23 protein-coding genes and 1 pseudogene are annotated in these 25473 nt (G+C 34.0%); 7 read left to right on the top strand and 17 right to left on the bottom strand.

All coding sequences use genetic code 11. The features are described 5' to 3' along the window. Positions 1-85 precede the first annotated feature (85 nt). The 5 genes from ACTXGU_RS16525 to ACTXGU_RS16505 all read right to left on the bottom strand — a co-directional run bounded on the left by ACTXGU_RS16525 (position 86) and on the right by ACTXGU_RS16505 (position 4573). Positions 86-1168, bottom strand: coding sequence for a glycosyltransferase (locus ACTXGU_RS16525; protein WP_443482632.1), 1083 nt, complete (start codon positions 1166-1168; stop codon positions 86-88). Positions 1169-1259: 91 nt separating this feature from the next. Beyond that, positions 1260-1946 carry a sugar transferase gene (locus ACTXGU_RS16520; RefSeq protein WP_443482631.1) on the bottom strand — a complete coding sequence of 229 codons (687 nt, stop codon included), beginning with the start codon at positions 1944-1946 and terminating at the stop codon, positions 1260-1262. A 301-nt stretch (positions 1947-2247) separates the two neighbouring features. Then, entirely contained in the window at positions 2248-3012 is a 765-nt protein-coding gene (locus ACTXGU_RS16515; RefSeq protein WP_443482630.1) for a tyrosine-protein phosphatase, read from the bottom strand. Positions 3013-3129: 117 nt separating this feature from the next. Next, positions 3130-3840, bottom strand: coding sequence for a CpsD/CapB family tyrosine-protein kinase (locus ACTXGU_RS16510; RefSeq protein WP_443482629.1), 711 nt, complete (start codon positions 3838-3840; stop codon positions 3130-3132). Continuing rightward, positions 3827-4573, bottom strand: coding sequence for a YveK family protein (locus ACTXGU_RS16505; protein ID WP_443482628.1), 747 nt, complete (start codon positions 4571-4573; stop codon positions 3827-3829). The genes ACTXGU_RS16510 and ACTXGU_RS16505 overlap by 14 nt, the downstream gene beginning before the upstream one ends. Positions 4574-4802: 229 nt before the next feature. Here ACTXGU_RS16505 and ACTXGU_RS16500 point away from each other — a divergent pair, with 229 nt between their 5' ends. Further along, on the top strand, positions 4803-5597 hold the full coding sequence (locus ACTXGU_RS16500) for an SGNH/GDSL hydrolase family protein (RefSeq protein WP_443482627.1): 795 nt from the start codon (positions 4803-4805) through the stop codon (positions 5595-5597). A gap of 69 nt (positions 5598-5666) precedes the next feature. On the opposite strand, the gene ACTXGU_RS16495 is transcribed toward ACTXGU_RS16500, so the two are convergent. Both ACTXGU_RS16495 and ACTXGU_RS16490 read right to left on the bottom strand, forming a co-directional pair. Then, on the bottom strand, positions 5667-6794 hold the full coding sequence (locus ACTXGU_RS16495; protein ID WP_443482626.1) for a glycosyltransferase: 1128 nt from the start codon (positions 6792-6794) through the stop codon (positions 5667-5669). A 442-nt stretch (positions 6795-7236) separates the two neighbouring features. Continuing rightward, positions 7237-7986 carry a tyrosine-protein phosphatase gene (locus ACTXGU_RS16490; protein ID WP_443482625.1) on the bottom strand — a complete coding sequence of 250 codons (750 nt, stop codon included), beginning with the start codon at positions 7984-7986 and terminating at the stop codon, positions 7237-7239. 581 nt (positions 7987-8567) lie between these two features. Here ACTXGU_RS16490 and ACTXGU_RS16485 point away from each other — a divergent pair. Continuing rightward, positions 8568-9593, top strand: coding sequence for an acyltransferase family protein (locus ACTXGU_RS16485; RefSeq protein WP_443482624.1), 1026 nt, complete (start codon positions 8568-8570; stop codon positions 9591-9593). Between the two features lie 130 nt (positions 9594-9723). On the opposite strand, the gene ACTXGU_RS16480 is transcribed toward ACTXGU_RS16485, so the two are convergent. The 3 genes from ACTXGU_RS16480 to ACTXGU_RS16470 all read right to left on the bottom strand — a co-directional run bounded on the left by ACTXGU_RS16480 (position 9724) and on the right by ACTXGU_RS16470 (position 11081). Beyond that, complete coding sequence (locus tag ACTXGU_RS16480) at positions 9724-9870, bottom strand: anti-repressor SinI family protein (RefSeq protein WP_443482623.1); 147 nt, start codon at positions 9868-9870, stop codon at positions 9724-9726. 113 nt (positions 9871-9983) lie between these two features. Then, a complete protein-coding gene (locus ACTXGU_RS16475) occupies positions 9984-10115 on the bottom strand; it encodes an anti-repressor SinI family protein (RefSeq protein ID WP_443482622.1) in 132 nt (43 codons plus the stop codon). Positions 10116-10322: 207 nt separating this feature from the next. Beyond that, positions 10323-11081, bottom strand: a complete 759-nt coding sequence (locus ACTXGU_RS16470) for a tyrosine-protein phosphatase (protein WP_443482621.1) — start codon at positions 11079-11081, stop codon at positions 10323-10325. A 369-nt stretch (positions 11082-11450) separates the two neighbouring features. Here ACTXGU_RS16470 and ACTXGU_RS16465 point away from each other — a divergent pair, with 369 nt between their 5' ends. After that, positions 11451-11729: a hypothetical protein gene (locus tag ACTXGU_RS16465; RefSeq protein ID WP_443482620.1), complete on the top strand. Its 279-nt coding sequence runs from the start codon at positions 11451-11453 to the stop codon at positions 11727-11729. Between the two features lie 196 nt (positions 11730-11925). On the opposite strand, the gene ACTXGU_RS16460 is transcribed toward ACTXGU_RS16465, so the two are convergent. From ACTXGU_RS16460 to ACTXGU_RS16435, 6 genes and pseudogenes are all read right to left on the bottom strand, one after another. Next, complete coding sequence (locus tag ACTXGU_RS16460) at positions 11926-13131, bottom strand: RNA-guided endonuclease InsQ/TnpB family protein (RefSeq protein WP_443482619.1); 1206 nt, start codon at positions 13129-13131, stop codon at positions 11926-11928. A 302-nt stretch (positions 13132-13433) separates the two neighbouring features. Beyond that, positions 13434-14087 (bottom strand): nitroreductase family protein, encoded by a 654-nt coding sequence (locus tag ACTXGU_RS16455; RefSeq protein WP_443482618.1) that lies wholly within the window; start codon positions 14085-14087, stop codon positions 13434-13436. Between the two features lie 480 nt (positions 14088-14567). After that, complete coding sequence (locus ACTXGU_RS16450) at positions 14568-15053, bottom strand: RrF2 family transcriptional regulator (protein WP_443482617.1); 486 nt, start codon at positions 15051-15053, stop codon at positions 14568-14570. Positions 15054-15179: 126 nt separating this feature from the next. Continuing rightward, on the bottom strand, positions 15180-15695 hold the full coding sequence (locus ACTXGU_RS16445; protein ID WP_443482616.1) for a DinB family protein: 516 nt from the start codon (positions 15693-15695) through the stop codon (positions 15180-15182). A 95-nt stretch (positions 15696-15790) separates the two neighbouring features. Continuing rightward, positions 15791-16630: a class I SAM-dependent methyltransferase gene (locus ACTXGU_RS16440; protein ID WP_443482665.1), complete on the bottom strand. Its 840-nt coding sequence runs from the start codon at positions 16628-16630 to the stop codon at positions 15791-15793. Between the two features lie 152 nt (positions 16631-16782). Then, positions 16783-18142: pseudogene (locus ACTXGU_RS16435) on the bottom strand (IS4 family transposase). A 598-nt stretch (positions 18143-18740) separates the two neighbouring features. Here ACTXGU_RS16435 and ACTXGU_RS16430 point away from each other — a divergent pair. The 3 genes from ACTXGU_RS16430 to ACTXGU_RS16420 all read left to right on the top strand — a co-directional run bounded on the left by ACTXGU_RS16430 (position 18741) and on the right by ACTXGU_RS16420 (position 24067). Continuing rightward, entirely contained in the window at positions 18741-21299 is a 2559-nt protein-coding gene (locus ACTXGU_RS16430) for a glycoside hydrolase family 31 protein (RefSeq protein ID WP_443482615.1), read from the top strand. A gap of 390 nt (positions 21300-21689) precedes the next feature. Next, complete coding sequence (locus ACTXGU_RS16425) at positions 21690-23465, top strand: glycoside hydrolase family 66 protein (RefSeq protein ID WP_443482614.1); 1776 nt, start codon at positions 21690-21692, stop codon at positions 23463-23465. A 467-nt stretch (positions 23466-23932) separates the two neighbouring features. After that, complete coding sequence (locus tag ACTXGU_RS16420; protein WP_443482613.1) at positions 23933-24067, top strand: anti-repressor SinI family protein; 135 nt, start codon at positions 23933-23935, stop codon at positions 24065-24067. 127 nt (positions 24068-24194) lie between these two features. Here ACTXGU_RS16420 and ACTXGU_RS16415 read toward each other — a convergent pair whose 3' ends face one another. Continuing rightward, positions 24195-24419: a helix-turn-helix domain-containing protein gene (locus ACTXGU_RS16415; RefSeq protein WP_443482612.1), complete on the bottom strand. Its 225-nt coding sequence runs from the start codon at positions 24417-24419 to the stop codon at positions 24195-24197. A gap of 185 nt (positions 24420-24604) precedes the next feature. Here ACTXGU_RS16415 and ACTXGU_RS16410 point away from each other — a divergent pair, with 185 nt between their 5' ends. Further along, a complete protein-coding gene (locus ACTXGU_RS16410; RefSeq protein ID WP_443482611.1) occupies positions 24605-25414 on the top strand; it encodes a glycosyl hydrolase family 28-related protein in 810 nt (269 codons plus the stop codon). Positions 25415-25473: the final 59 nt, after the last annotated feature.

Below are 25473 nucleotides of genomic sequence, written 5' to 3'. Positions count from 1 at the left end.
ACTTCCTATTTCAAGAGAACTCCTGAAAGTTAATTTATTCTACATATGTAGAATTAAGGAAATCCATAAATTTCTTACCTTAATATTATACATATACTTTTTTTAACTTACTTATCATCGTATTAATATCATAGTCAAGTGAAAATTTCCTAAAACTTTCTTTACCTTTATTTATTTGTAAAGCCTTGTTATTAATTAATTTTAATAAACATTCACTTGCCTGTTCAATATTTCCTATTGAGTATAAGAATCCATTTTTATCAATAAGTTCATTGTGTCCAATTACATCTGATAAAACTAATGGTAGTTCGTATGACATTGCTTCAATAACTGAGTAGGGTAAGCCTTCGTAAAGAGAAGTAGAAAAATAAATATCAGCTTTATTAAACAACTCTTCCTTGTTTTTAATAAAACCAGTTAATATTACTTTTTTCTCCAATCTCAATTGATTTATTCTTGTTTCGATTAGACTTTTAAGTTTACCATCTCCAGCAATTATAAACCGAACATCTTTTTCAGTTTTTTCCAAAACCCTATTCGCTACTTCTACGAATTCAAACAAATTCTTTTGTTGATCAATTCTCGCTAAATTAATTATATTGATAGTATCTTGATTTTGTTTCTTAATTTCACCCTTAGGGATCCCATTATATATAATTGTTGAGTTTGTCTTATTAACTAACTTATTAACCAAAGCATGTTTTTCTTCTTCTTGTGAAACATGAATGACTAAATTTTGTATTTTCAAGAATCTTCTTTCGATAGTTTTGATTATATAACTTTGCAATCTATTTAATTTTTTCTGTGAAAAATATGCATGTGGAGTATAAATAAACTTAATATTAGATGTCCTATAAATTTTTTTGAATAGATAAGCTAATAATCCTGCAAAAGTACTATGTGCATGGATAATATTAATATTATTTTCTTTAACTGTATAATTAATATTTCTTAGCGCTTTTAATAATTTGATTGGGGATTTACCAAAAGATAAATTATCATCCCAAATATAATTTTTATCATCATACTCTTTCTTATCAATTCTTTTTGAGCTTACCATTGTATATAAATTACCATTAATGTTCTTATTATACGTATTTATTAAATCTACATGAGTTTTTACTCCACCACCATATGCCTCACATAGTAATAAAATTTTATTATTCATAATCATCCTCACAATTTTTGTTGATATATTGGCTATTAATTGAATCGTTTAATAGCCAATATATCATTATAATTAGAAAATACCTTATGATTTAATAGGCATCTTTCGACCCGAATAATAAAGAAAAGGTTTTAAAGATAATTATTAAATCGAAAAATAAAGATCTTGTCTGTATATATTTAATATCAAGCTCAACCATTTCTTCAAATCCGATATTACTTCTCCCACTTACTTGCCATAATCCAGTACATCCAGGAGTAACAAGCAAGCGTTGCTTATGATAATCTGTATAATCTACTACTTCTCTGTCCAACGGTGGTCTTGGCCCTACTAAACTCATTTCTCCTTTTAAAACATTCCATAATTGTGGCAGTTCATCAATGCTTGTTTTTCTAATAAAACGACCAATTTTTGTTACACGTGGATCATTTTTCATTTTAAACATGGCACCTGTTGTCTCATTATATTCTAATAAATCTTTTAATCTTTCTTCTGCATCAGTAACCATAGAACGAAATTTATACATATCAAAAGCTATACCATTTTTCCCAATTCTCTTTTGACAAAAGAACACTGTACCCTTAGGATCTTCTAACTTAATAATAATCGCAATAATAGCAAATAATGGAGCTAATAAAATAAGCCCTACAAACGAACCTAAAATATCACATATTCTTTTCACTAATAAATATAAGTAATTTCCACTAACAGTTATACTTGCAATATTTTCAGATAAAGAAACATGTAAGCTGGCTTGTTTCTTTACTACTCGCGACATACCCTATTCCCCCCTTTTTGCTTGAAAGATTTCATACACCTTTTTTATTAAATTTGTCTATACGAATATGTAAATTATGTAAAGAAACAAATAGCTAAAGATAACGCACATTCAACTATACTTAATCTTTAATTATTTAGCTTCCCTTAATAGTATACGGGCATCTAACCCAACCTCACACCATACTACCGACAACTACCGCGTCTAAGGAATATACCATTCCCACAGCATAACCGAGTGCCTCTACTGATAACGGATAAAGAGACATGTCCAAATACTATTCTTATTAACGAAAATTAGCTTAAAAAATCCCCAAAAACTTCTTCCTCTTAATCTGTTCTGGTATTTCTTTTATGATGTTTTTATTTTGCAATAGGATGTTAGAATTTTCCGTAAATAAATAAACGTAGTCTACTCCAAATCGTTCTTCTATTAAGTCATAAGCCTCATTCAACTTAAATGCTCGATTATGCGTATTATGCGCATCAGAAGCCACAAAATGAGTCAAATTATATTCTATTAACTGTTCAGAAAATTTTTTAATTGTCTTCCCGAAATATCCAGCTACACTCGCTGCAGTTACTTGCGTAAGTGCACCGTTCATTACTAGTTTATATAGCAAATCTGGATTTTCTTGCAGTTCCTTGTTGCGTTCAGGATGAACAATAATTGGGATTAGTCCTTCTGTTTGAATATCATATAATAGTCTTTCTGCATATCTTGGTACAGTAGATGAGGGAAATTCGATAAATAAATAGTTTGTATGGGAAAGGGTTAGTATTTCTCCTTTTTGATAGTCTTCTAACACTTCTCCATACATACGTACTTCCTGACCTGGAAGGATGGTTAATGGAATCTTCTCTTTTTGAAGCGCTGTATTTAATAAATTAACATGATGTATAATCTTAGATTTCGTATTTTCGTATCTATTATTTTTATGATGAGGTGTAGCGACAATTGTCTTTACACCTTCCCGTACAGCTAATTTTGCCATTTCTACACTCTCTGCCATTGTTTCTGGGCCATCATCAACACCAGGCAGTATATGACAATGAATATCAATCATCGTAACACCCCCTCCCAATCATTATTTGTTTAACTATTCTATTAATATAACAAAATGTTATCAGCCTACTATATCTTTAGTAAATAGCTAACTTTGTCGAATCTTATATTTTTATTGTTAATTTGTCCCATAATAATAGTAATATCCGCCTTTTTTATCTCGCTTCTTATTATTTAAGACAACTCCTAAGATCTTGCCTTTTGATGCAGACAAAAGTTCTTTCGTTTTTAACAAACCATCTTTTTCTGTTTTACCGCTGCTAACAACCAACACACTGCCATCACATTCATTCGCCAGAATTTGTGCATCTGTTACCGCTAGGACTGGCGGTGTATCAAATAGAATCATATCAAATTCTTCTAGTGCTTGTTCCATAAAATACTGCATCGCACGTGACCCTAATAATTCTGATGGATTTGGTGGAATAGGACCACTCGGAAGGATATACAAATTATTTTCATCATTTATATGAATTGCTTCTTTTAATGAAACTTGATTCGTTAACACAGACGTTAGTCCTGTTGTATTAATCAGATTAAATGTGTAATGAACAGTTGGTTTCCGCAAATCTGCATCCACTAACAAAACTGTTTTCCCTTGCTGTGCAAAGACAACCGCTAAGTTTGCAGCAGTTGTTGATTTTCCTTCTCCAGGTCCAGTGGAAGTTACCATAATGGTACGGATTTCTTTATCGACACTGGAAAATAAAATATTCGTCCGAATCGTACGGTATTGCTCAGAAATTGGTGATCTAGGATCTAATTTAGTGATGAGCTTTCTTTTGCTATCTAATAATTTTTTTTTCGTTGTTTTTTTATTTAGTGCCAACTAAATCACCTCTGTTTCTACTATTGCTTCTATTTCCTCTTCCACTTGTTTCTTTCATTTCATCAATCGTTGTAATTGCACCTAATACAGGCAGCTCTAATAGTTTTTCAATATCCTGCTCTGTTTTCACCGTACTATCCAAATATTCTAATAAAAATGCTAAACCGACACCAATCATTAATCCAACAACTGCTGCAATCGCTATATTAAGCGGTGGGTTTGGACTTACCGGCGACTGATTTTCTTGGTCATATGCAAGCGGCAAGATGCTTACGTTATCGACCTTCATTAATTTTTTTATTTCCTTTTCGAAAACTTGTGCCGTTTTATTGGCAATTTCCAATGCAACAGCAGGATCTGGATCGGTAACAGATACTGTCATAACTTGTGAGTTTTGTGCACTTTCAACCGTGATTTTATTATTTAATTGCGCTATGCTCATATTTAAATTTAAATCACTTTTTACAGTATTTAAAATAGCTGCACTTTTAATAATGACGCTATATGTATTGATTAACTGAACATTTGTTTGAACTTCATTGTAATTGTATATCGATTGATCGTCTTTTGCTTGATTGACAAGTATTTGTGTTGAAGAATTATATTCTGGGGTGATGACGAAATAACTTATTACTCCGCTTGCAATCATGGCAATCAATGTAATGGAGATGATTAATGCTAGTCTTTTCTTTAATGTTTGAAATAATTCTTTTAAGCTAATCGTTTCTTCCATAATTTCCTCCTAAACTATTATAAAGCAAACATATTGTAGCATAAGAGATTTGCTAAAAATGTCTTTTCTTGTCATACTTTTAGTAGATAAGTTTTCTCTTTGAATCTAATTTAGCAAGTTTTTAACAGATTTAACAGCATTTTTTTCATAAAGCATACTATTTACTACTTAAATACTACGTTATTAACTATCGATTGAAATATTTTACAAATATAATGTGGAGGGTGTAATGAAAGCGATTATTATTTCTGTTCTTGTCATTATTCTAGCTGCTGTTCTATTTTTTGGTAATATGAAATGGACAAAAAAACATTCTAGCTCTTCTCCTAATCAACTAAACTACTTAATCGAAACAAACAACAAAACTGAAACTGAAGCCAATTTCCAAGACGATTTCCGTGCTGAAGAGTATGTACGCTTTGCTTCTGCTTGGCCTGAAGACGCTAAAGAGCAATTAGAAGCAACACTAGAAAATAAACAAACATATCATATTGTGTTATTAGGCTCGGAAGCAATTGGTAATGATAAATTAGGATTATTGCCGAATATTAAAAGAACATTATCTACTGTATATAAAAATTATGTCACAATAGAAAGCATTGTATATGATGGAACCTCTACAGAGTATGTTAATGACAATAAAGTAACCGATTTAATAAAGAAGAAACCGGATATGGTCATTTTTGAGCCGTTTACTTTAAACGATAATAATGTTATTGATATGGATACATCGCTTGCAAATATTTCTAAAATTATAGAATCTACTAACAAGAAACTGTCAGATACAACATTTATATTGCAGCCTCCAAACCAAATTTATAACGCAAGTCTCTATCCATTACAAGTAGACGCCTTACAAAAATATGCCGAAAGACACGGTATTTATTATTTAAACCATTTGGAGAACTGGCCAGCTGGTAATGATAAACAAGTATTAGAGTTTTTACATGCTGATGGTATGGTGAATGAAAAAGGATATAAAATTTGGAGCGATTATATTAATTCATTTTTAGTGACAGAATAAGAATGAAGGTGCCTTTCCCCAATAATTTAAGGACAGGCACTTTTAGTCAGATCCCTAGGGGTTCAAAAATCAAAGTGCCTTTAACTTAGAAATCCATTTATTTGAAATAACATTTATATTAAAATCTTTTACTCGTTCTAAGCTCTTTTTTTGCAATAATTCTCTATGCCTCTTATTCTCCATTAGTCGTTTTAATTTAGAAACAAAGCTTTCTATATCATATTGATCAATTAAAATTCCACAATCTCCATTTTTTAAAATTTCTGTTGGTCCTAAATTTTTAAAACTAATAATTGGTAAACCGCAAGCCATTGCTTCTGTAATGACTAATCCAAATCCTTCCCATCTTGATGTTGATATTAATATAGAACCTCCATAATATAATTCCTGCATTTCTGCACTTTTTAAAGGTCCTTTTAAAATTATTTTATTTTCTAGCTTGTTTTTCTTAATCAACTGAATAAATTTTTCTTTATCTTCCCCATCACCTGCAACTGTTATTGTCCATTCTTCTTCTAGTTCCTTAGCTATTTCGATTAAATAATCTAAACCTTTTTGTTCTATGCTCAACCTACCGACAAATACAATATTTTTTTGATTTAATTCACTAATTCTAGGTTTCGATATGGTTAAAGGGTTATATATATTACAAGATTTAAAGTTTATTTTCTTAAATTTATCAATATCTGCAGCTGTTAAGCATACAACCAAATCTGCTAACTCAATACCTTTTAAATAGTCATTAATAATTTCTTTATAATATTGCTTTGTATAAACATCATAATCATTATGCTGCCAAGTTACTATTTTTATCCCGGGTATCTGTTCCTTTATTACTGGTATTAATGCAGTTAATATTCCTTGACAAAGTATTAGAACTTCATGATTACTTTTCTTTAGGTATTTAATTATATCTTCTACCTGTTCTTTATACAACCTAACTGTATGTAAAGGAGTTCTATTTATCTTATATTTAACATATAAGGCTTTCCTTAGTATCTTCCTAGTCATTTTTCTACGTCTTATTACGCAAGGTGTCTTGATTCCAACAGCTAAATCATAATAAAACTTATTTTCACCAGAAAAATCAATTAATGTTACATGATGATTTTCTTTTTGGAATGAATTCGCTAACTCTATTGCCACTCTTTGAACTCCGCCTAATTTAAAATTATGATTTACTATACAGATATTCATTCAATATTCTTCCTTTATCATACATAATCAACATATCTAGATAATTTTTTGAATCAAAGATTACCATACTAAAGTTTTGTTTTTTCCATACCCTTTTATTGTAAAATTTTGATAAAGATAATGTATTACATAATTATGTAGATATCGAAACCTTCAAAAAAAAGCTTTTTTAGTTATCGACTTTTCATAAATAAATGGTATGAAATGAGATAGAAAAAAGCTAACGAAAGGTGAATAGAACATAACTTTCGTTAGCTTAATGGCTATGGGACTCTACCCCATCCAACTAAAAAATCCCACCTACACTTTGCGTGGAGGTGGGATCTTAACTCTTTAAATAGAGTGGTCATTTGGGAAGGATAAGTTAAAGTCATCTTCTTTTTTTTGATTTTTGCTCGCAACAAATAAAGTAATGTTTTCCCGTTATTCATCACACCCCATTCTAAAATAACGTAGTAAGATTTCGTTTCTTGGGTTTAACTGGCTCCCGAGTATGAATATTATGATTTTCAATAACTGCCTGAGCATTATCCATATAATAAAATACTTGGTCGCTTCCGTAGTGTTTTCTTATATAGGTGTATGCTTTTTCTAGCCATAAGTCTTTGTCACTTTGAGCGCCACTGGCAATAAAATGAGTCATTTGCCCTTTAATGAATTGTGCGGCTACTTTTTGAACTTTCCATCCATTTTTCCCAATAATGCTTGCTGCTGATATTTGTGTAAGAACACCCATTCTTACTAAATGATATAATTCTATAGGATTTTTTATAAAGTTAGGATTAAGTTCAGGGTTTGCCAAAATAATTTGATAACCGAGCATTTGCAGATCATAGATGGTGTCAGTTAAATAGTGAGGTAGTTCTTCTGGTGGTATGGTAATAAGTAGATATGGACTTTCTATATTTAGCGGAATAAATTTCTTTTCTTTCACTTGGCGTACAAACGAATCATTCATTGTAGCTTCGGCACCGGCAAGGATGGTGATATCCAATTCTTCATCTTTTAATTTAGCATTCAGCTCCTCCACCTGAAGAATAATTTCTTCCTTTGATTCATTGATCGTTAAAGATGGTGTAGCAATCATAAATCGAATACCTTGTTCCGCAGCCTTTTTAGCTATAGAAATGCTTTCTGCAAAATTTCTATCTCTCTCATTATCCGATAATAAATGACAACTTATATCAATCACTACAAACCTTCCCTTCATTCGCAGTTAAAAAGAATACATGTGTTCTTTTTAAAGAACTACTTGATGAAATTAATTATAGCAAGGATTATTTTTAGAATAAAGAGAATGTTTTGTCGAATTATTTTTTTATTGCTAAATATCGAGTTTTTTTAAATGGCTGTTTTCTCAAAGTTTGTTGTTTTTCACGTAAAAAAATGGGAGAAAGACGAGACTTAAGCAGAGCGTATGCGACGAGAAGGCTCGGCGCTCACTAAACGGACGAAGTGTATTCAGGCTGCGAGTTTAAAAGCAATCTATACGAAAACAGCCTTTTAAATTTAGGTACCTGTTCCCAGCCCTTCCACTGTGTTTTTACCAACATTTTTCTCAAAATTCCTCATTAACACCTATTTTTCATTATGACATTATGTCTACTAAGTTGTATAAGCTTCTTTTTTCGAATGGTTATATCGGCTTGAAACTACCTAAAATTTTCCATATGCAGTAGTATCATCTTCCCTTATCCATCTTTTCCCTTTTTTGCATGATTGCATTTATTTGTTAGACTGTTAAATAACTTTCCAAAGGAGTTGTTATTTTTCATGAATAAACGAGAAACTTGGATTGATATGGCGAAAGGGATAGGGATCATACTTGTCATCATGGGCCATACGAGTAACGACATTGCGCAGCATTACTTCTATTGGTTTCATATGCCGTTATTCTTTATTCTGAGCGGCTATACATTCAAGGAAATTTCAAACACAACGGACTTTGTGGCTTGGCTTAAAAAGTTTACGAAAAGATTGCTGATTCCTTATGTTTCATTTGGAATATCCCTTTTTATTGTTTATCAATTCGTTAATATCATGACGAATGAATTTCGTTTAATAGATGCTTATAAAGATTTTTATAACCTATTTTATGGTGGACAAGTGTTGACTAACTATTTCGCTGTATTTTGGTTTGTTACTTGCTTATTTGTTACGCAGATTTTATTTGCCGGGATCTTGTTACTTTTTAAATCACATATTATTAGGATATCGATCGTTGCATTATGTTATATACTGGCACATATCGAAGCAAGTTTGGTATCAAAGGATTTTGCTTTTCCGTTAAATGCAGATGTAGCCCTGCTGGCACTTGCTTATGTGGCGTTCGGTTGGTATTTAAAAACATTTGCAAAAGACTTTTTCCAAAATCGTTATATGTCCATTAGTATCATTTCTCTTTCTTTTCTATTACTTTTAGGCGAGCGTTTTAACATCTATGATTATAAACTTGATATGAAATTCCATGGATATACGAATATTGTTTTAGACTTATTGATTCCAATAACCTTTAGTTTAACACTGCTCTTGTTCTGCTATTGGTTAGAAAAAATACCAGGTGTAAATCTCATCGCTCATCTCGGCAAAGTGACGATGCCAATTATGTATTTGCACATGCCTATTAATAGATTAATTGCTTTAGAGTGGCCAAGTTACGACTGGCTGCTGTTTACTTTGATTGGACTTGCTGCTCCTCTGATTTTTTATAAGTTGAGTAAACAATCTCCAGTAACGAATGTGTTGTTTTTAGGAAATTTCAGAAAGAAATCTTACAGGGAACGGGAAAGTGTCTACTAGCAAAACAAGCCAACGCAACAAGTTAGGTTGTATAAATTTATAAGTTAGAGGAAGGCTTTAGTCGTCTTCCTTTTTTGTATATTTTTAAACGTTTTTGTACCATTTAAAAACTAAAAAAGTACAGTATCTCTCATTCTAAGAGAATTATATTTTTTTTCATGTCATTTAGGAACTCTCTTACCTTTTCCGGTGATAATCCCATTTCAAGAGCATATAGAATAAGATCTATCCATTCACTGTCCAATTCTTCAATATCTATTATCTTTTGCTTGTCCATAAATCCTCCTATGCAATATGTCTTTTTTTTAATTGTTCCATTTTTGTATATTTTTAAACGTTTTTGTACCATTTAAAAACTAAAAAAGTACAGTATCTCTCATTCTAAGAGAATTATATTTTTTTCATGTCATTTAGGAACTCTCTTACCTTTTCCGGTGATAATCCCATTTCAAGAGCATATAGAATAAGATCTATCCATTCACTGTCCAATTCTTCAATATCTATTATCTTTTGCTTGTCCATAAATCCTCCTATGCAATATGTCTTTTTTTTAATTGTTCCATATTATCAAAAAGATCCTTTATTTCTAATATAATGACTTGCTAGATTAAAAGAATGTTGAACACTGATTATGACAAAGAGTCATAATTAAACAAAAAATTCTTAAAAAAGAATGATAAGATAAGATTTTTTATAAAATGAACAGGGATTTTTCGTTATAAAGAACATTTAACCCCTAAAATATCGAGACAGTTTTCGACTATTGGGTTTTATCGGCTGATCAGTATATATATTATTCTTTTCAATGACTGCTTGGGCATTTTCCATATAAAACAATGCTTGGTCACTGCCGTAATGTTTTCTTATATAGTTATAAGCCTTTTCTAGCCACAAGCCATTATCATTTTGAGCGCTGCTAGCAATAAAATGAGTCATTTGCCTTTTAATTAATTGTTCAGTTACTTTCTGAACTTTCCATCCATTTTTTCCAATGATGCTTGCTGCAGATATTTGTGTAAGAACACCCTGTCTCACTAAATGATATAACTCCATTGGATTTTTCCTAAAGTGAAGATTCAGTTCAGGATTTGCTAAAATAATTTGATAACCAAGAATTTGCAACTCAAAAATGATTTCAGTTATATTATGAGGTATTTCTTCTGATGACATATTAATAAGCAGATACGGGCTTTCTAGATTAAGCGGAATAAATTTCTTTTCTTTCACTTGGCGTACAAAGGAATCATTCATTGTAGTTTCAGCACCAGCAAGGATGGTGATATCTAAACCTTCCTCTTTCAATTTAATATTGAGCTCCTTCACCTGGTTAATAATATTATCCTTTGAATCATTTATCGTTAAAGTTGGTGTGGCGATCAAAAATCGAATACCTTGTTCCGCAGCCTTTCTAGCCATAGAGATGCTTTCTGTAAAATTTTTAACTGGCTGCTTTATATTCGATAATAAATGACAATTTATATCAATCACTACAAAACCTCTTTTCGTTTGTCGCTAACAAAGAACGTTATCGTTCTTTTTACAGAACTATTAGGTTAGGTTAATTATAACAGTGATTTTTTTTAGAATAAAGAGGAAATTTTGTTGAATGTTACATTTTTTTGTGATTTTATGTAAAACGTTAAGTTTAAGTAATTTTCAAATAATAGTAAGTTAAAGGTTATTTAGTAGTTTAACTTACTATATTGATATTGTTAGAAAATTTATCAGTTTAGGAAGGCTTTCCTGTTTCCCTCTTTTGTTTTATTCTATGGACATATTCCTTTTTTTCATTTCCCGCTCTAAAGTTATATTTACAGCATATGATACCTATACCTAACCATTTCAAGGGGGAATTATATGAAAACATTTTTAGTAATCAGCCAAATCTTTTATTTGCTATGTACCATACCTTGGCTTGTTGTTTTTGGATTCTCATTTATGAGTTTTGACAGCGGTATCCATGTCTTTAACGTTGCTTTTGTTGTAGGAATTGGTCTATATCCAATCGCCGTCGTCTTTTGTTCCATTTTCGCTTGGTTTCTTCAAGAGCGGAGCAAGCGTGTAGCGATTATAATTAATTTAGTTCCCATGGTATGGATAGCTGGGTTAGGGCTGCCATTGTTTGTCTTAAATTAGTCATTGAATATTAAATGATTCCTATTTACCTGAACTTCTTGACATCCTCCCCTACCTAAAATCCTAACGTTTTTTGAGGAAGGGGATTCCAAAGGGATTTCACTGCGGTACTAACCGTCAGTGCCTTTAGTGTTACCATTACCTCCTCCCTGTCCGCACGTTGTTTCTAAAACAAAGAACGGTAGGGAATCATCAGCTAGGTGTACAGCTCAGTCAGGAGCCTTGCGAAGGATATTAAAGCCGCAGTTATATCTTTTGATGGTCGTGTAGATATAACAAAACTTGCATTGACATCTGCATTTTGTTTATATCCACACGAACCTGTATACAAAGAGCCTCGACGGTTCTTTTTTTGTGTATGTCCACATTTGGAGCATTCTTGACTCGTTTTGTACGGATCTACTTTTTGCACTTCCAGCTCGGCTAATTGTGCTTTGTATATAAGTTTTGTTTCTAAGTCAAAGAAAGACCAGGAATGAATATTTCTGTCGCTTTTTTTCCAATATTTTTTCATAGAACGAATAGAAGAGAGGTCTTCGATTTTAATGATAGAAGCACCACAATCTTTAGCAAACTGAACCATTTTCTTTGAGATGACATGATTCCAGTATTGAATGATACGTTGTTCTTTATTTTCTAATCGTTTTAACGCCTTCGTATTTTTCGCTTTTTGTAATTTTCTGCGAAGTTTAAAAAACTTCCTACGAATATGACCAATCTGTTTTCCGTTAAAATGAATATACTTGCCTGTTTCCCTATCTCCGGCTACCGCAATATATTTTAGTCCTCTATCAACCCCAATAGATTTTGTACCTGTAGACTTTTTCTCTAATTCAAACGAAAGCGCAAAAGAAAAATACCATTTTCCTTTCTTATTGAACAATTGTCCGTTTCCCTTTTTTAATTTGGAGATACTGTCATAGGATGCTTGAAAGAATGGAGAGTTTTTGTCCATTTCTCCCGTCAAAAGAAAACCAATCCAAAAATGATTATACGCATTGGTCTTTAAAGGAACGTATTTATCTATTGTAAGATTTCCCTTCTCCATTGTAGGAATTCCCAACTTAAGATAACCATTATCCTGTTTTAACCTCCAATTCTGGTTATTAAATAGAATGGATATTCTTCCGCGAAAAGAAGGAAAGCCTTTCGTTTTCTCATTCTGTTTCCAGTCCTCGTATCGACTAAGTGCTAGTTTTCTAGCTTCTTGAATGAGGGTAGAAGGAAGTTCAATAGGAGCTAATCTTTTATCTAATTCCGACTTTGTTACTGCAGGATGTTCTTTTTTGTATTGAATAGCTATATTACAAGCTTCCGAAAAGTTTTGTTGCATCGTTTCATACATCTTTTCTTTCACATTTGTTGGTTGAAACAAGGGCAGTTTAATCGTAATGGTTGGCATTTGTTTCACCACCTACTTTTGATAAGAATATTTTACCAAAATAAGAACGAATGTTCCAGTTATATCTTCTTTTAAACAAAAAAAAAGAAGGCGATTCATCTCCCACCTACTCTCTTCGTTCCTTGAGGAAGGAGTCTTCTCGCTCAACTATGATAAAAATGAAGAAAAAGCACCCGTAATTTGAGTGCTTCCGCTTACCTCAGAGCAAAGTTCCCCATATGATGCTCAGTTATCCCAATATCAAAAACTTACTTCCTCTATTTTTATATCTCCTGCCCTTTTTCTTTGAATATAAGGTGCAATTAACCTTGCTCTGGCATCGTATTCCAAAATGTAACTTCTTCTAAAGGCAATCGCACTGTTGTATGGGCAGGATGAGCCGCTTTACCAATTGCAATAAGCATGACTGCTGCATAGCGGTCGGAAATGCCGAAAGCTTTTCGAAATGCTGGCTCGCTGTATCCTGCCATTGGTACTGTATCGTATCCTCTTGCTTTAGCCGACAGCATGATTTGCATAGATACTAATCCGCCATCAATTAGCACGGTACGCTTTACTATGTCAGAGTGGGGATCAGAGAAGTAGCCATGTATATTATTAATCATCTGACTTTTTGCCTGTTCTGTCATATAGCCAGCCTCGACAGCATCACTGTAAATTTGCTCCACTTTCTCTATTAGTTGTAAATCCCCTAATACCGCTATAACAGCAGATGCTTGCACGACCTGCTCCTGATTATGTGCAATCGGCAAAAGAATATCTTTTTTGGCTTGATCATCAATTACGAGAAAACGCCACGGCTGCATATTGGCAGCAGAAGGAGCCAGTGTCGCTTCTTGTAAAATTTCATTTAATTCATCCTTAGACATTTTCCAATTGGAATCATATTTTCGCACGGAATGGCGATCTCGAATGACAGTAGAAAATAACGCTTCTTGTTTTGCTTTTGTTGACATTGTTTCTCCTCCTAAAATAAGTAATTTAAATTAGACTGTTTTCGTATAGATTGTTGCTTTTAAATTCGCAGCCTGAATACACTTCGCTTTCCGTGGGCGAGCGTCGAGCCTCCTCGTCGCCTACGCTCTGCTTAAGTCTCGTCTTTCTCGCATTCCCACAGGAGTCTACGTGTATTCAGTCTGCTGAGTACTTCTTCTCCCATGTTTTCAGGTGAAAAACAACAAACTTTGAGAAAACGGCCTTAAATTCATACTATTTTCCAAAACTCTTGAATCAAAAAACTATTCAATATTTAGCACAGTTTTCTTTAAAAGCTTCCCTTGGTGTTCAGTTTACGCTAGTAAGAGTAAATTTACTGCAACTAAACAAAGCACAGTTACAATTAAAAAGAAATGCAGCAAGCAAAAAACTAACTGCAACTTTTATAAGCACATTATACAAAGAACATTATCTTCAAAGCAAGGATAATGCTAACAAAATTATACTTTTTTTATTTCAGCGAAAAAATCCATATTCGCTGTTAAATCTGATATGGTATATTGACGAAGAGAATCAAGCGTTTTTTGCTCTGCTTCATTCATAATATTTTCTAAAGCCATGTCTAGTTGTTTTCCTGCTTCACCGCAGTTTGGTGTTTCTTCCGTTTCTAAACATTCGCTTTTTACAGCCAAATAAACATCTGCAAGCGTAATTTCAGATGAAGGTCTTTTTAAGATATAGCCTCCCTCTCGTCCTTCCTTTGCCTCAACCATTCCTGCATTTACTAATAAAACTAAAACTCGTCTTAGAAAAGTGGCGTGCGAATTGACCTGACATGCAATCGATGCACTGGACAACTTTCCTTCACTCCGTGATAGCCATACAAGCGCACGCACAGCAATTTTAAAACGAGGAGGTCCTATTAAATTCCCACGACTCCTTGTGCTCAATTTATATTCATTCCCTTCATAAACAACCGCTTTCATTTATTAGCTTACCGTAAATTGACGTGATTTAAAAGTTCATCAAGATCAATTCACGAAACTTTTTAATATCACGTCCGATTACGGAATAAAAAAAGCATCATCTATTTCTAAATAGTTCGGAAAAAGCTATTTTTTTGTCTTCTTGTCATACAAATAAACAACATAATCCGTCATGATCCCAGAATGCCCTATCTGCCTTAGCATTGCTGTTATATTTCCGCGATGATATGTTCCGTGATTGACAACATGCTGTACTAATTCAAAAAAACTGGTTTCCAGACGGCCAAATTTAGGATGCTCGTAGAAAGTTGTTTGATCTAAGTTCCCTTGACGATCAAAAAATACTATATATTGCTCTGATAAATCAAAATACATTTTCTCTAATTCTTCTATACTTTTTCCTTTTGTTTTCTCCTGCAGTTGTTTCCTTGATTTTACGATTTCATCATAACTGTCACCGGACATAACACGCAGCCATATAGTATCGGCATTGTACATATGCACCAACACCTCTGATATGGAAGGAAAAACACTTTGAATCTCCTTGTCGTATATGTCCTGTGGTAGTTTTTTTAAATGCTCAAAAATTCTTCTGTTTGCCCATACGTGATAATCATATAATTGTAATGCATGAGAGTTCACTTAAAATTCCTCCCTATTTTGAAATTTGTAAAACAACTTTATTTTTAATCAACCAACTGCTTAAAGGTCTGTTTGTTTATAACAATGTTATTAGTTTACTTTTTCTTCCCGATATAAAGTAAATGAGATGAAATCCCAAGAATATAACGGTCTGTTGCTTTTTCCTTAATCAAATCTATTATTTTTTTTACTTCTTGCTCACCCTTGTCTTGCCAGTGCTTCCAACTATCATTATTTAAAATAGCCCCTGCATTGGATCCTATTAAATCCAAAGTTTCAAATCCCTGTGCTTCCATAAAAGGATTGATGTCTTCAATATTAAAATAGTACGCTCCTGTAAAACGTCCCTTATCAGCGTGATTAAAACAACCTGTTTGATAAAATTGAATAATGGAATCCATGTAGTTGTTTGGCTTCCAATTCTCTGGAGATAAGAGTGATGCAAGTATATGTCTAATTCTTGGCATAAAAGCAACGAAAACAATCCCATTCTTTTTCGTCACTCTATTTAATTCTTTAACAGCCTTAATGCGATCATTTTCTTCCTGTAAATGATACATAGGACCAAGCATTAATGATGCGTCGAACTGTTCCTCTTTAAGCATATTAAGTTCTCTTGCATCAGCAGCATAAAAGCCATCAAATTGTCCTTCTAAATCAAGTTCTTTTGCTTTATCTTTAGCAATTTCAACTAACTTTGGCGTTAAATCAGTCAGTGTGACCTTATAACCTTCGTTTGCAAGTTCCATTGAATATTTTCCAGGCCCAGCACCATTATCAAGTACACATCCTGTTTTCGGGATATACTTTTTTATATAGTGCCAATTTACTTGGAATTCAACCGGTTCACGTTCAAGTCTGCCCCACTCATCAAATTGACTGTAATAACTTATTATATCACTCATAAAATCTATCCTTTTTTCCCATGTTTTAATCTCCTTTCATTCTAAATAGAACCTAATATCCTTCTAAATTCAGCTGCATCGTTCATTTTTATCCTACCCTATTTATACCAATTTTTATATAAATATCTAGTTTTATTCAGAATCCGGATAGTTTTACAAATAGAAGAATATAAATTATTAACTCAACTTTCGCAGAGTGAAATTGGCAAATAAGCCTTGATGTAGCTTGGAAGGCCTGCAATCCACTGTTGTAGTTGACTTTCAATGAGTTTTTTGGTCATTCTGTTTGTCTTTTTTAGGGTATCTTGAAGAAGCGCGATTAACTGCTGTAAAGCGACAGCCCAATCGAGTTCACTAATTTCATCACATAATTCATAAAAGAGACCGCCAATGGTACGATCATCCGTGTTACATCGATTCTGCCAAGAGAGGACAATGTAACGGGTAAACCGATGGTTGTATGCTAATAAGCAAGTCATAAGAACGACCTTGGAACTCTTTCTGTAGACGTAAAAGTGACTTTGTCGTTTTGAAAAAGACTTCGATGTCCCAACGCATTCCATAAATACGTACGATTTCTTCTTCGGTTAGCGTACAATCTGTGCTTAAAATAGCTAGCCATTCGCTTTTCTTGTTTCGATTTTGAATAAAGACAACTTTAACCGGAACTCCATTCGCCATCACTGTGTGAATGGAACGAAGAATCCCTTTCTTTCCTTGGAATGAACGAGACAAACGAAAGAGTTCTTTTAATGAGACAGAACGGTCTTCTATGAGATACCGTTGATTGGTTGCCTTCACCATGCCAATCACATCAAGTCCTTGTTCCACGATAGACCGAATTAGAGGCTGTTGAGTAAACCAAGTATCCATCAAGACATATTCGGCTTCTATTCCTGCACTCAAGGCACGCTTAAGCATGGCTGGTATTTGTTCAGGAGCTGTTTGTAATGATTCAACACGGCGTTTATATCCAGATGTACGTTTATCAACTTCTTCAGAAATCCCGTTGATTTGGGCCTTTTTGGAACTTAATAAAGAAAAATCAATTGGCATAAAGGAATAGCCGTCAGACCAGCCTAAAGTAAGCATACGAAAACCTTTATAGAATCGTTTTCGCAGCGATGAGTGATCCATACATCGGGCAAGCAGTTCGACTTTCTTACTGCGATTGCGGTCAAACATAGAGTCATCAATAATAAATACTTTGATACGCATTTTATCCGTTAGGTTACTTACTTTGACAATGGTTGAAGAACTAAAAGACAATAGGAAACGTCTCCAAGCGAATTTCGAATGGTTCAAGAAACGATAGATTGCGTCTTTTGCTGGTAACTTGTCCGCTTTCTTAGATTCCAAAAGGCGAAACCAATTCTTCTGTTGGAAAATAAGACAAAACACCAATTGGAATAATTAAGAACAGGTAAAGCCAAAATTCTTTTTAATGTTTGATTTTCGAAGATGTTTCAAGATTTCTAATTCATTGAATACTGATTTTAATTCATTTGGTAGTTGATTATTTTGTTCCTTCTGCTCTATCATATAGAGGACACCTCTTCTGTATGGTAGTGATTTCTCGTCAATCTCACTTTACCATAGAACGAGGTGTTTTTTCATTTGTATAAATAATGTCAAGGAACATAATGAAAGTGCAATAATGGTTACAAGATCAACTCGTTTCCTGAATTATTTGGGTGCGAAAGTTGAGTTATTAATAAAAGATGCTGATATTTAGAAAACCCGCTAAAATAGTTATATTTCCAAATATATACTCCTTTATTTACCCATGCCTATTTTTAAAAACACTTCCTTTTAACTAATTTATTCGCTTATTTCTATTAAAATTATTTCATTACTATTTCAATTGAAAAAATTCTGAATTTTGTTTTTGGTTTCTGTTACATTTTTAGGTCTATTACCTTGTTTTTTATGTTAATTCCTAAAATGAACAGATATATAGAAGGAATTTTGTTTTCTTTAAAACTGCTATCAACCAATAATGTATGCGGTTTCATTCTATATTTTCCGCTATTTATAAGCCTTCCTTCATATAGATATTTTTGGAAATAAATCTCATTGTAGTTTATTTTGCTGTTTCGTATATTTGCTTCGTAATGCAATTAATTGATGAGGTGAGAAAATGGGTAAAGTGAAACAGAAACAGAAAACACCACTAAAAGTGATAGCAAGTCTTTCACTTGCAGCTGCTGTCAGTTTAACAACGGTAGCCCCAAACGCACTTGCAGCGGTAACACAGCCAGAGCCTGATACACCATTAGTAAAGGAAAATTTAGAAAAGCTAAAAGTTTTGGGAGTAGAAAACCTGCCAACTGGGGTCAAATTTGATTTAGGCACGAATGAAGCCTATATCAAGATTTTTGACAAAGACTTAGTAAAAGTATCCATCCTTAAAAAAGGTGAAAAGGAATTTGAGTCGCAAGGGATTGCGAAAAAAGAAGCAGATTGGAAGACTCCTAGATTTAAAGTACAGGATAAAGATGGCATCATTACCCTAAAAACAGATGATCTAACCGTTGAAATTAAAAAAGAGCCTTTTGGTGTTAAATTCCTCGACAAAGAAGGAAATGTCATTAATGAAGATTATGTAAATCAAGATAAAACATCCGGTTATGAAAATGGAAAACCTTATGTTTTCAAGAAAACAGATACAGATGAAGATTTCTATGGTTTTGGAGAACAATCCGGTTTAGATGTGAATAAACGTGGGGACAGCATTGGATTATGGAATACAGATGCTTATTCTTATACAAAGGATACAAAATATCTTTATACGTCTATTCCATTTTTCATTGGCTTAAAAAATGAAAAGGCATACGGGATTTTCTTTGATAACACGTATCGCTCTTATTATGAAATGGCAAGTGAATCGGATGATTATTATTACTTCTATGCAAACGGCGGGAAGTTAACGTATTACTTTGCCTATGGTCCAGAAGTTGGCGATGTTATTGACCGCTACACAGAGCTGACTGGAAAAATGGATGTTCCGGCAGAATGGACATTAGGATTGCACCAAAGTAAATGGGGCTACACACCAGAGGAAATTCTCAATGTAGCGAAAACGTATCGTGAGAAAAATATTCCACTCGACACGATGCATTTTGATATCGACTATATGGATGAATATCGCGTGTTTACTTGGAACGAGCAATATAAACAAGCGTTGAAACAGTTAGAATCAATGCCAGGCTTCCATTCGATTGCGATTAACGATCCAGCTGTAAAACAAGATGAGAATTACAGCTTGTATCAAGAAGGAACACAAAAAGATTTTTGGGCGAAAAATCCAGATGGCACTCCTTATATTGGTCCTGTTTGGCCTGGAGACTCTGCATTTCCTGACTTCTCGAAACAAGAAGTGCGTGATTGGTGGGCTAAAAACCATAATGTCTTGTTAAACGAGGGAGTTGACGGTATCTGGAACGACATGAATGAGCCTGCAGTCTTCCGTGATGACGATCGCCATGCCCATACAATGCCATTAGATAATTATTTTGGTACAGAGGATAATAAGATTCTTCATACGGAGTACCATAATACATATGGTCATGATGAAGCGGATGCTACGTATCAAGCATTTAAAGTCAATAAACCAGGAACACGTCCATTTGTGTTAACACGTGATATGTATGCAGGTACACAGCGTTATGCTGCATTATGGACAGGTGATAATGTAAGTAACTGGGAACATCTGCAAATGTCACTTCCTATGAATATGAATGTTGGAATGTCTGGCGTTTCTTTTGTCGGAAATGATATCGGAGGCTTTGCTAGTCGTCCAAGTCCAGAATTATTTGCACGTTGGATCGAAGTTGGCGCCTTCCTGCCATTCGCTCGCATTCATTATGATTCAGATGCAAAAGCACCAGTAAAACAAGGGCAAGAACCGTGGGCATTTGGTCCAGAAGTAGAACAAATCAGCAAAAAGTATATCGAAATGCGCTATCAATTGCTGCCATATCTGTATAACGAGTTTAAAGAAGCTGCAGACAGCGGGAAGCCAATACAGCAGCCGCTTGTTTACCAGTTCCAACAGGACGAAAACACACATGATATTAGCGATCAATATATGTTCGGTGATTCAATGATGCTTGCACCAGTAGTGAAAGAAGGACAAACTTCCCGCGAAGTGTATCTTCCGGAAGGCGTAAATTGGACAGACTATTGGACTGGACAAGAATATCAAGGCGGCCAAACGATTACAGTAGACGCACAGCTTGATCATTTGCCAATTTTCGTGAAAAAAGACTCGATTATCCCTACACGTGAAGTGCAGCAATATACAGATGAAAAACCGTTAACAAATCTTGTTCTTGATACGTATGTAGATAAAGAAGTTTCTTACACTTTCTATGAAGATGACGCAGAAACAGAGGATTATAAAAACGGCGAGTTTAACGAAACAGAGTTTAAGGTGAAGAAAAAATACAACTCTATTACATTTAAACAAAAGCAAAAAACGAAGAACTACAGTGATTCTAAACTTGCACAATATACATTAAAGGTAAATAATGTAGAAAAGCCAACTCGCGTTAAAGCTGGCAACACTAAATACACAGAAGTAGCTTCTTTAGAAGAAGCACAAAAACAAACGAATACATTCTTCTATGATACAAATACAAAAACTGTGTACGTAAGCATTCCAGCTGACGAGAAAAAAGAAGTAAAAATTCGTTAAACAAACGTTTGATTAATAGAAAAGCGAAAGCGCCTTGACCAGCCCCGAAGAAAAATGTTCTCTTGTCTCAAAAAGTGTCTTTTACTTTTAGAGACAAGAGGTTATCTTTCACAGGGGCTAGGCGCTGTACCTGGACACCTATCGAACTTCAGAAACTTTATCTTTCTTTTTTCAAATGGCTATGTTAAAGCTAATTGTTAATTTCAGCACGATGTTGATTCTGATTTCAGGCGTGAGACTCCTGCGGGAAAAGCGAGTCAGAGGGAGACCCCACAGGCGCACAGCGCCGAGGAGGCTCCCGGACCGCCCGCGGAAAGCGAACGCCTGAAGCGGAAATCAACAGGCAAGTTAACAGAGCCTTTTAAATATTAACATGTAAGGAGTAAATAAATGTTTTCAAAGAAAAAATTCATCATCATTGCAAGCATTATTTTACTAATAGCAATAGGATTAGGAATCGCCATCACTACAACGAAGAAAATACCAAAACAAGTAAAAAGAAACAAACCCCTGCAGCAGGCAGATTTGATTCAAACGCTGGAAACAGATAAAGCTTTCTATCATCCAAATGATCCTGTTTCATTTTCTCTAAAACTAGCAGATAACGTTGCAAACGGGCGTTTAATCGTCTCTTATTTTCACTTAAATGAAGAGATTGGCCAGCAAGAAATAAAGGTAGATTCGAATGTTGTAAAGTGGACTTGGAATCCGCCGACAGACGATTATAAAGGATATCTTGTTCGTGTAAAATCCGAGGAAGACGAGGAGACCATTGGGGTGGACGTTTCTAGTGATTGGTCCAAATTTCCTCGGTACGGATTTTTATCCAGCTTTCCTGATATGCCTTTAGAGGAGAGAAAGGGTGCCATTTCTTTTTTAAATCGTCATCATATTAATGGGATCCAATTTTATGATTGGCATTATAAGCATCATCAGCCGCTGAAAATGGAAAACAACGAACCAGCGTCCCACTGGGAGGATATCGCAAATCGACCAACTACTTTTGAAACGATCAGGTCCTATCTTGATTTAGCACATGAGCGCAATATGAAAACGATGGCCTATAATCTCTTATATGGTGCATTTGCAGAAGCAGAAAATGATGGCGTCCAAACAGAATGGCGGTTATTTAAAGACCAACAAAGGAATGCCCAAGATTTCCATCCCCTTCCTGATAACTGGAAAAGCGACGTGTTTTTAGTGAATCCGGGAAATCTTCAGTGGCAAGACTATTTATTTAATCAGCAAAAAATGGTCTATAACGCCCTGCCGTTTGATGGATGGCATATCGATCAGCTTGGTCCACGAGGAAATGTATATGATGCAAATGGCAATACAGTCACCTTAGATGAAACATTTTTGTCTTTTCTTGACCGTGCCAAATCATCAATGCCAGATAAAAGCATCGTCATGAATGCCGTCAATCAATACGGACAAAGGCAAATTGGCAGCACACCCGTTGACTTTTTATACACAGAGGTTTGGGATGACTTCAAATATTATCAAGACTTAAAGCGAATCATTGATGATAATAAGCAATTTTCTTCAGGGAAAAATAGCGTATTAGCTGCCTATATGAATTACAATGCTTCCAATCAACCAGGAGAATTTAACCCTGCTGGCATTCTACTCGCCAACAGTGTGATTTTTGCATCAGGAGGCTCTCACTTAGAGCTTGGGGAGCATATGTTATCGAAGGAATATTTTCCTCATCATAACTTAAATATGAGCCCTGCTTTACAGGAAAGTATGGAAAATTATTATGATTTTTTAGTTGCTTATGAAAACTTGCTGCGAGATGGTGTCGAGGATGCTTCTGTCTCTATTGATGGGGAACATTTCTCAACGGAGCCAGAGTTAGGAAAAATATGGAGTTTTGCTAAACAAAAAGACAGTCAAAAAGTACTTCACCTGATTAATTTTGTTGATGCTGCTAGTTTAGAATGGCGGGATACCGACGGAAATCAGGCAGAACCACAGGAACAAAAAGAACTAGCGATTCAGTTAGAGGAAAGTCGACCTGTTAAAAAAATATGGATGGCCTCTCCAGATAAAGGGCAAAGTGTTCCGATTTCAGTTTCCTTTGAGCAGAAAGATGGCAAGATTTCTTTTACACTGCCAAGTTTGAAGTATTGGGATATGGTGGTGTTGGAATATGGGGAATGACACAATGAACGATACTCGTCTTTTGGACTTAGAGTATCGTTTTTTGTTGTTAGTGAATGAAGAAGAGTCCTATAGCCTGCTATAGATTTAGCGAAAAATAGGTAATTCTGCAGAATAGAGCAGGGATACCCTCGTTATTTTTTCGCGATATAGAGAAATATGGGAATAAAGCGAGATTTGCGAAATTTACAAGTAAAATTCCGCGTTTTTCAAAGAGGGTGCTGCCCTCCAGCTCTTTAGTATAAATTACATATATATCCATAATTATCAAGTAGGATAGAATAGTTCCAAATACTGGTTTTATATAAAGATGTTTCCTTGGTAACGTTTTCCTTCCTGTGAACCAGGTTAATAGTCGTAGTAGTTTATTACTTAATTCCTCTTTTGTAAAAATTTATCTAATATTCACTATTTACTATAAAAAATTTATTATAAAATATTCCTAATACTTTTTTAAGGAGGACTTTATGCTTAATATAATACATACTGAGGAGTTAGGTTTAGACACGGAATGGATGGAACTGATCTTACATGCACATGAAATGGGATTGTCAATAGAGGAGATTAGAGCGTTCCTAAATAAAGAAAAGAACAGAATCTAACAAAGTTTATTTACTTATACTCCTTAATTATATAAATCTTCCTATTTCCAATACATAACTTTCTGTTTGGAGAATCCATAAAGTTTTTAATGTGCATCCTATTTTTTTGTTTTTATCTTATACTTATTTATTCATTTACGTCATTTTCTTTTTTAAATTCTTCACTAATTAGATAATCAACGCTTGTACCCAATATTTTCACTACTTTTTCAAGAAAGTGAATAGATGAGGTGTTTTGGAGACCACGGTCTAAATTGCTTAAATACGTTTTTGATACTCCTGCTTCCTTTGCCAGCCTTGAAATGGAGTATCCTTTTTTTTGTCTTAAATAGCGAATACGTTCTCCAATCATTGTGTATCCTCCTCTTTATCTAGATTCTCTCACCTCTATCAAATTTTTTTCCATAGAAATACAATACTTCCGGGGTGTCACTTGACTAAAAAATTATGCTATTATGCAAAGAGACGGATGTCGACGAAAAGATATAATCTGAAAAAATATTTTGATTTTCTTCTAGAATGAACAGGGGAGATTACATGAAGAAATGTTTAGTTTTTGTGTTATCTACTATTTTTTTAGCACTTGGATTACATATTTCAAATCAAAATGCTTTAGCAGCTGAGAATCCAAGCTTTAAGGTGAAAGATTACGGTGCAAAAGGAAATGGCACTACAAATGATACTAGTGCCATTCTAAAAGCAATAGAGGCTGCCAAAAAAGAAGGTGGCGGAACCGTATACTTTAACAATGGACAATATTTAATAAAAGGTTTTATTGATGTCCCTAAAAAAGTATCCCTTAAAGGAGCAGGAAAAGAAAAAGTTACGCTTATCAGAAACGAAGAAACAGTGGAAAGAGTTTTATCTCTTATGGGAAATCAAACGCTAGAGGGTGTTGGTTTTAAATCAAAAATTGGTGTGATGATAAACGGAGATGATGTCACTATTAAAAATGTTAAATTCTCCAGCACTGTACAAGGTATACAAAATTCTAATACCGTTTATCGTCTTATTGTCGATCATTGTCTATTTGATGGCTCCGGCTACGGAATCTTATCTAATATAAATCCGAGCTATGACGTTAAAATTACTAATTCTCGTTTTAGAAATAATACTGCAGATGATATCGAAATTAATGCTCCAAGTAGACGATGGCTAATAGAGAACTGTATTTTTGAACATAATAAAAGTCAATCTGAATGGTCAGGATTTGGTGTTGGTGCAGCGGTAAAAGCAAAAGAAATCACTATTAAGAATAGTAAATTTAAAAATATTGTTGGACAAGGTGTTGCAGAAGTAAGTATTCTGGATTCAACCTTTAAAAATAACGTTCATCATACTTTATAAAGGAGATCCTGAAGCCGACATTACAGTTTTATCAAATGCAAAAGCAACTGTTGATAATT

The sequence above is a fragment of the Niallia sp. 01092 genome (assembly GCF_052318935.1).
Lineage (GTDB): Bacteria > Bacillota > Bacilli > Bacillales > Cytobacillaceae > Niallia.
Note: the sequence above shows the minus strand (reverse complement) of the source record. Positions and strands in the feature narration are given on the sequence as shown.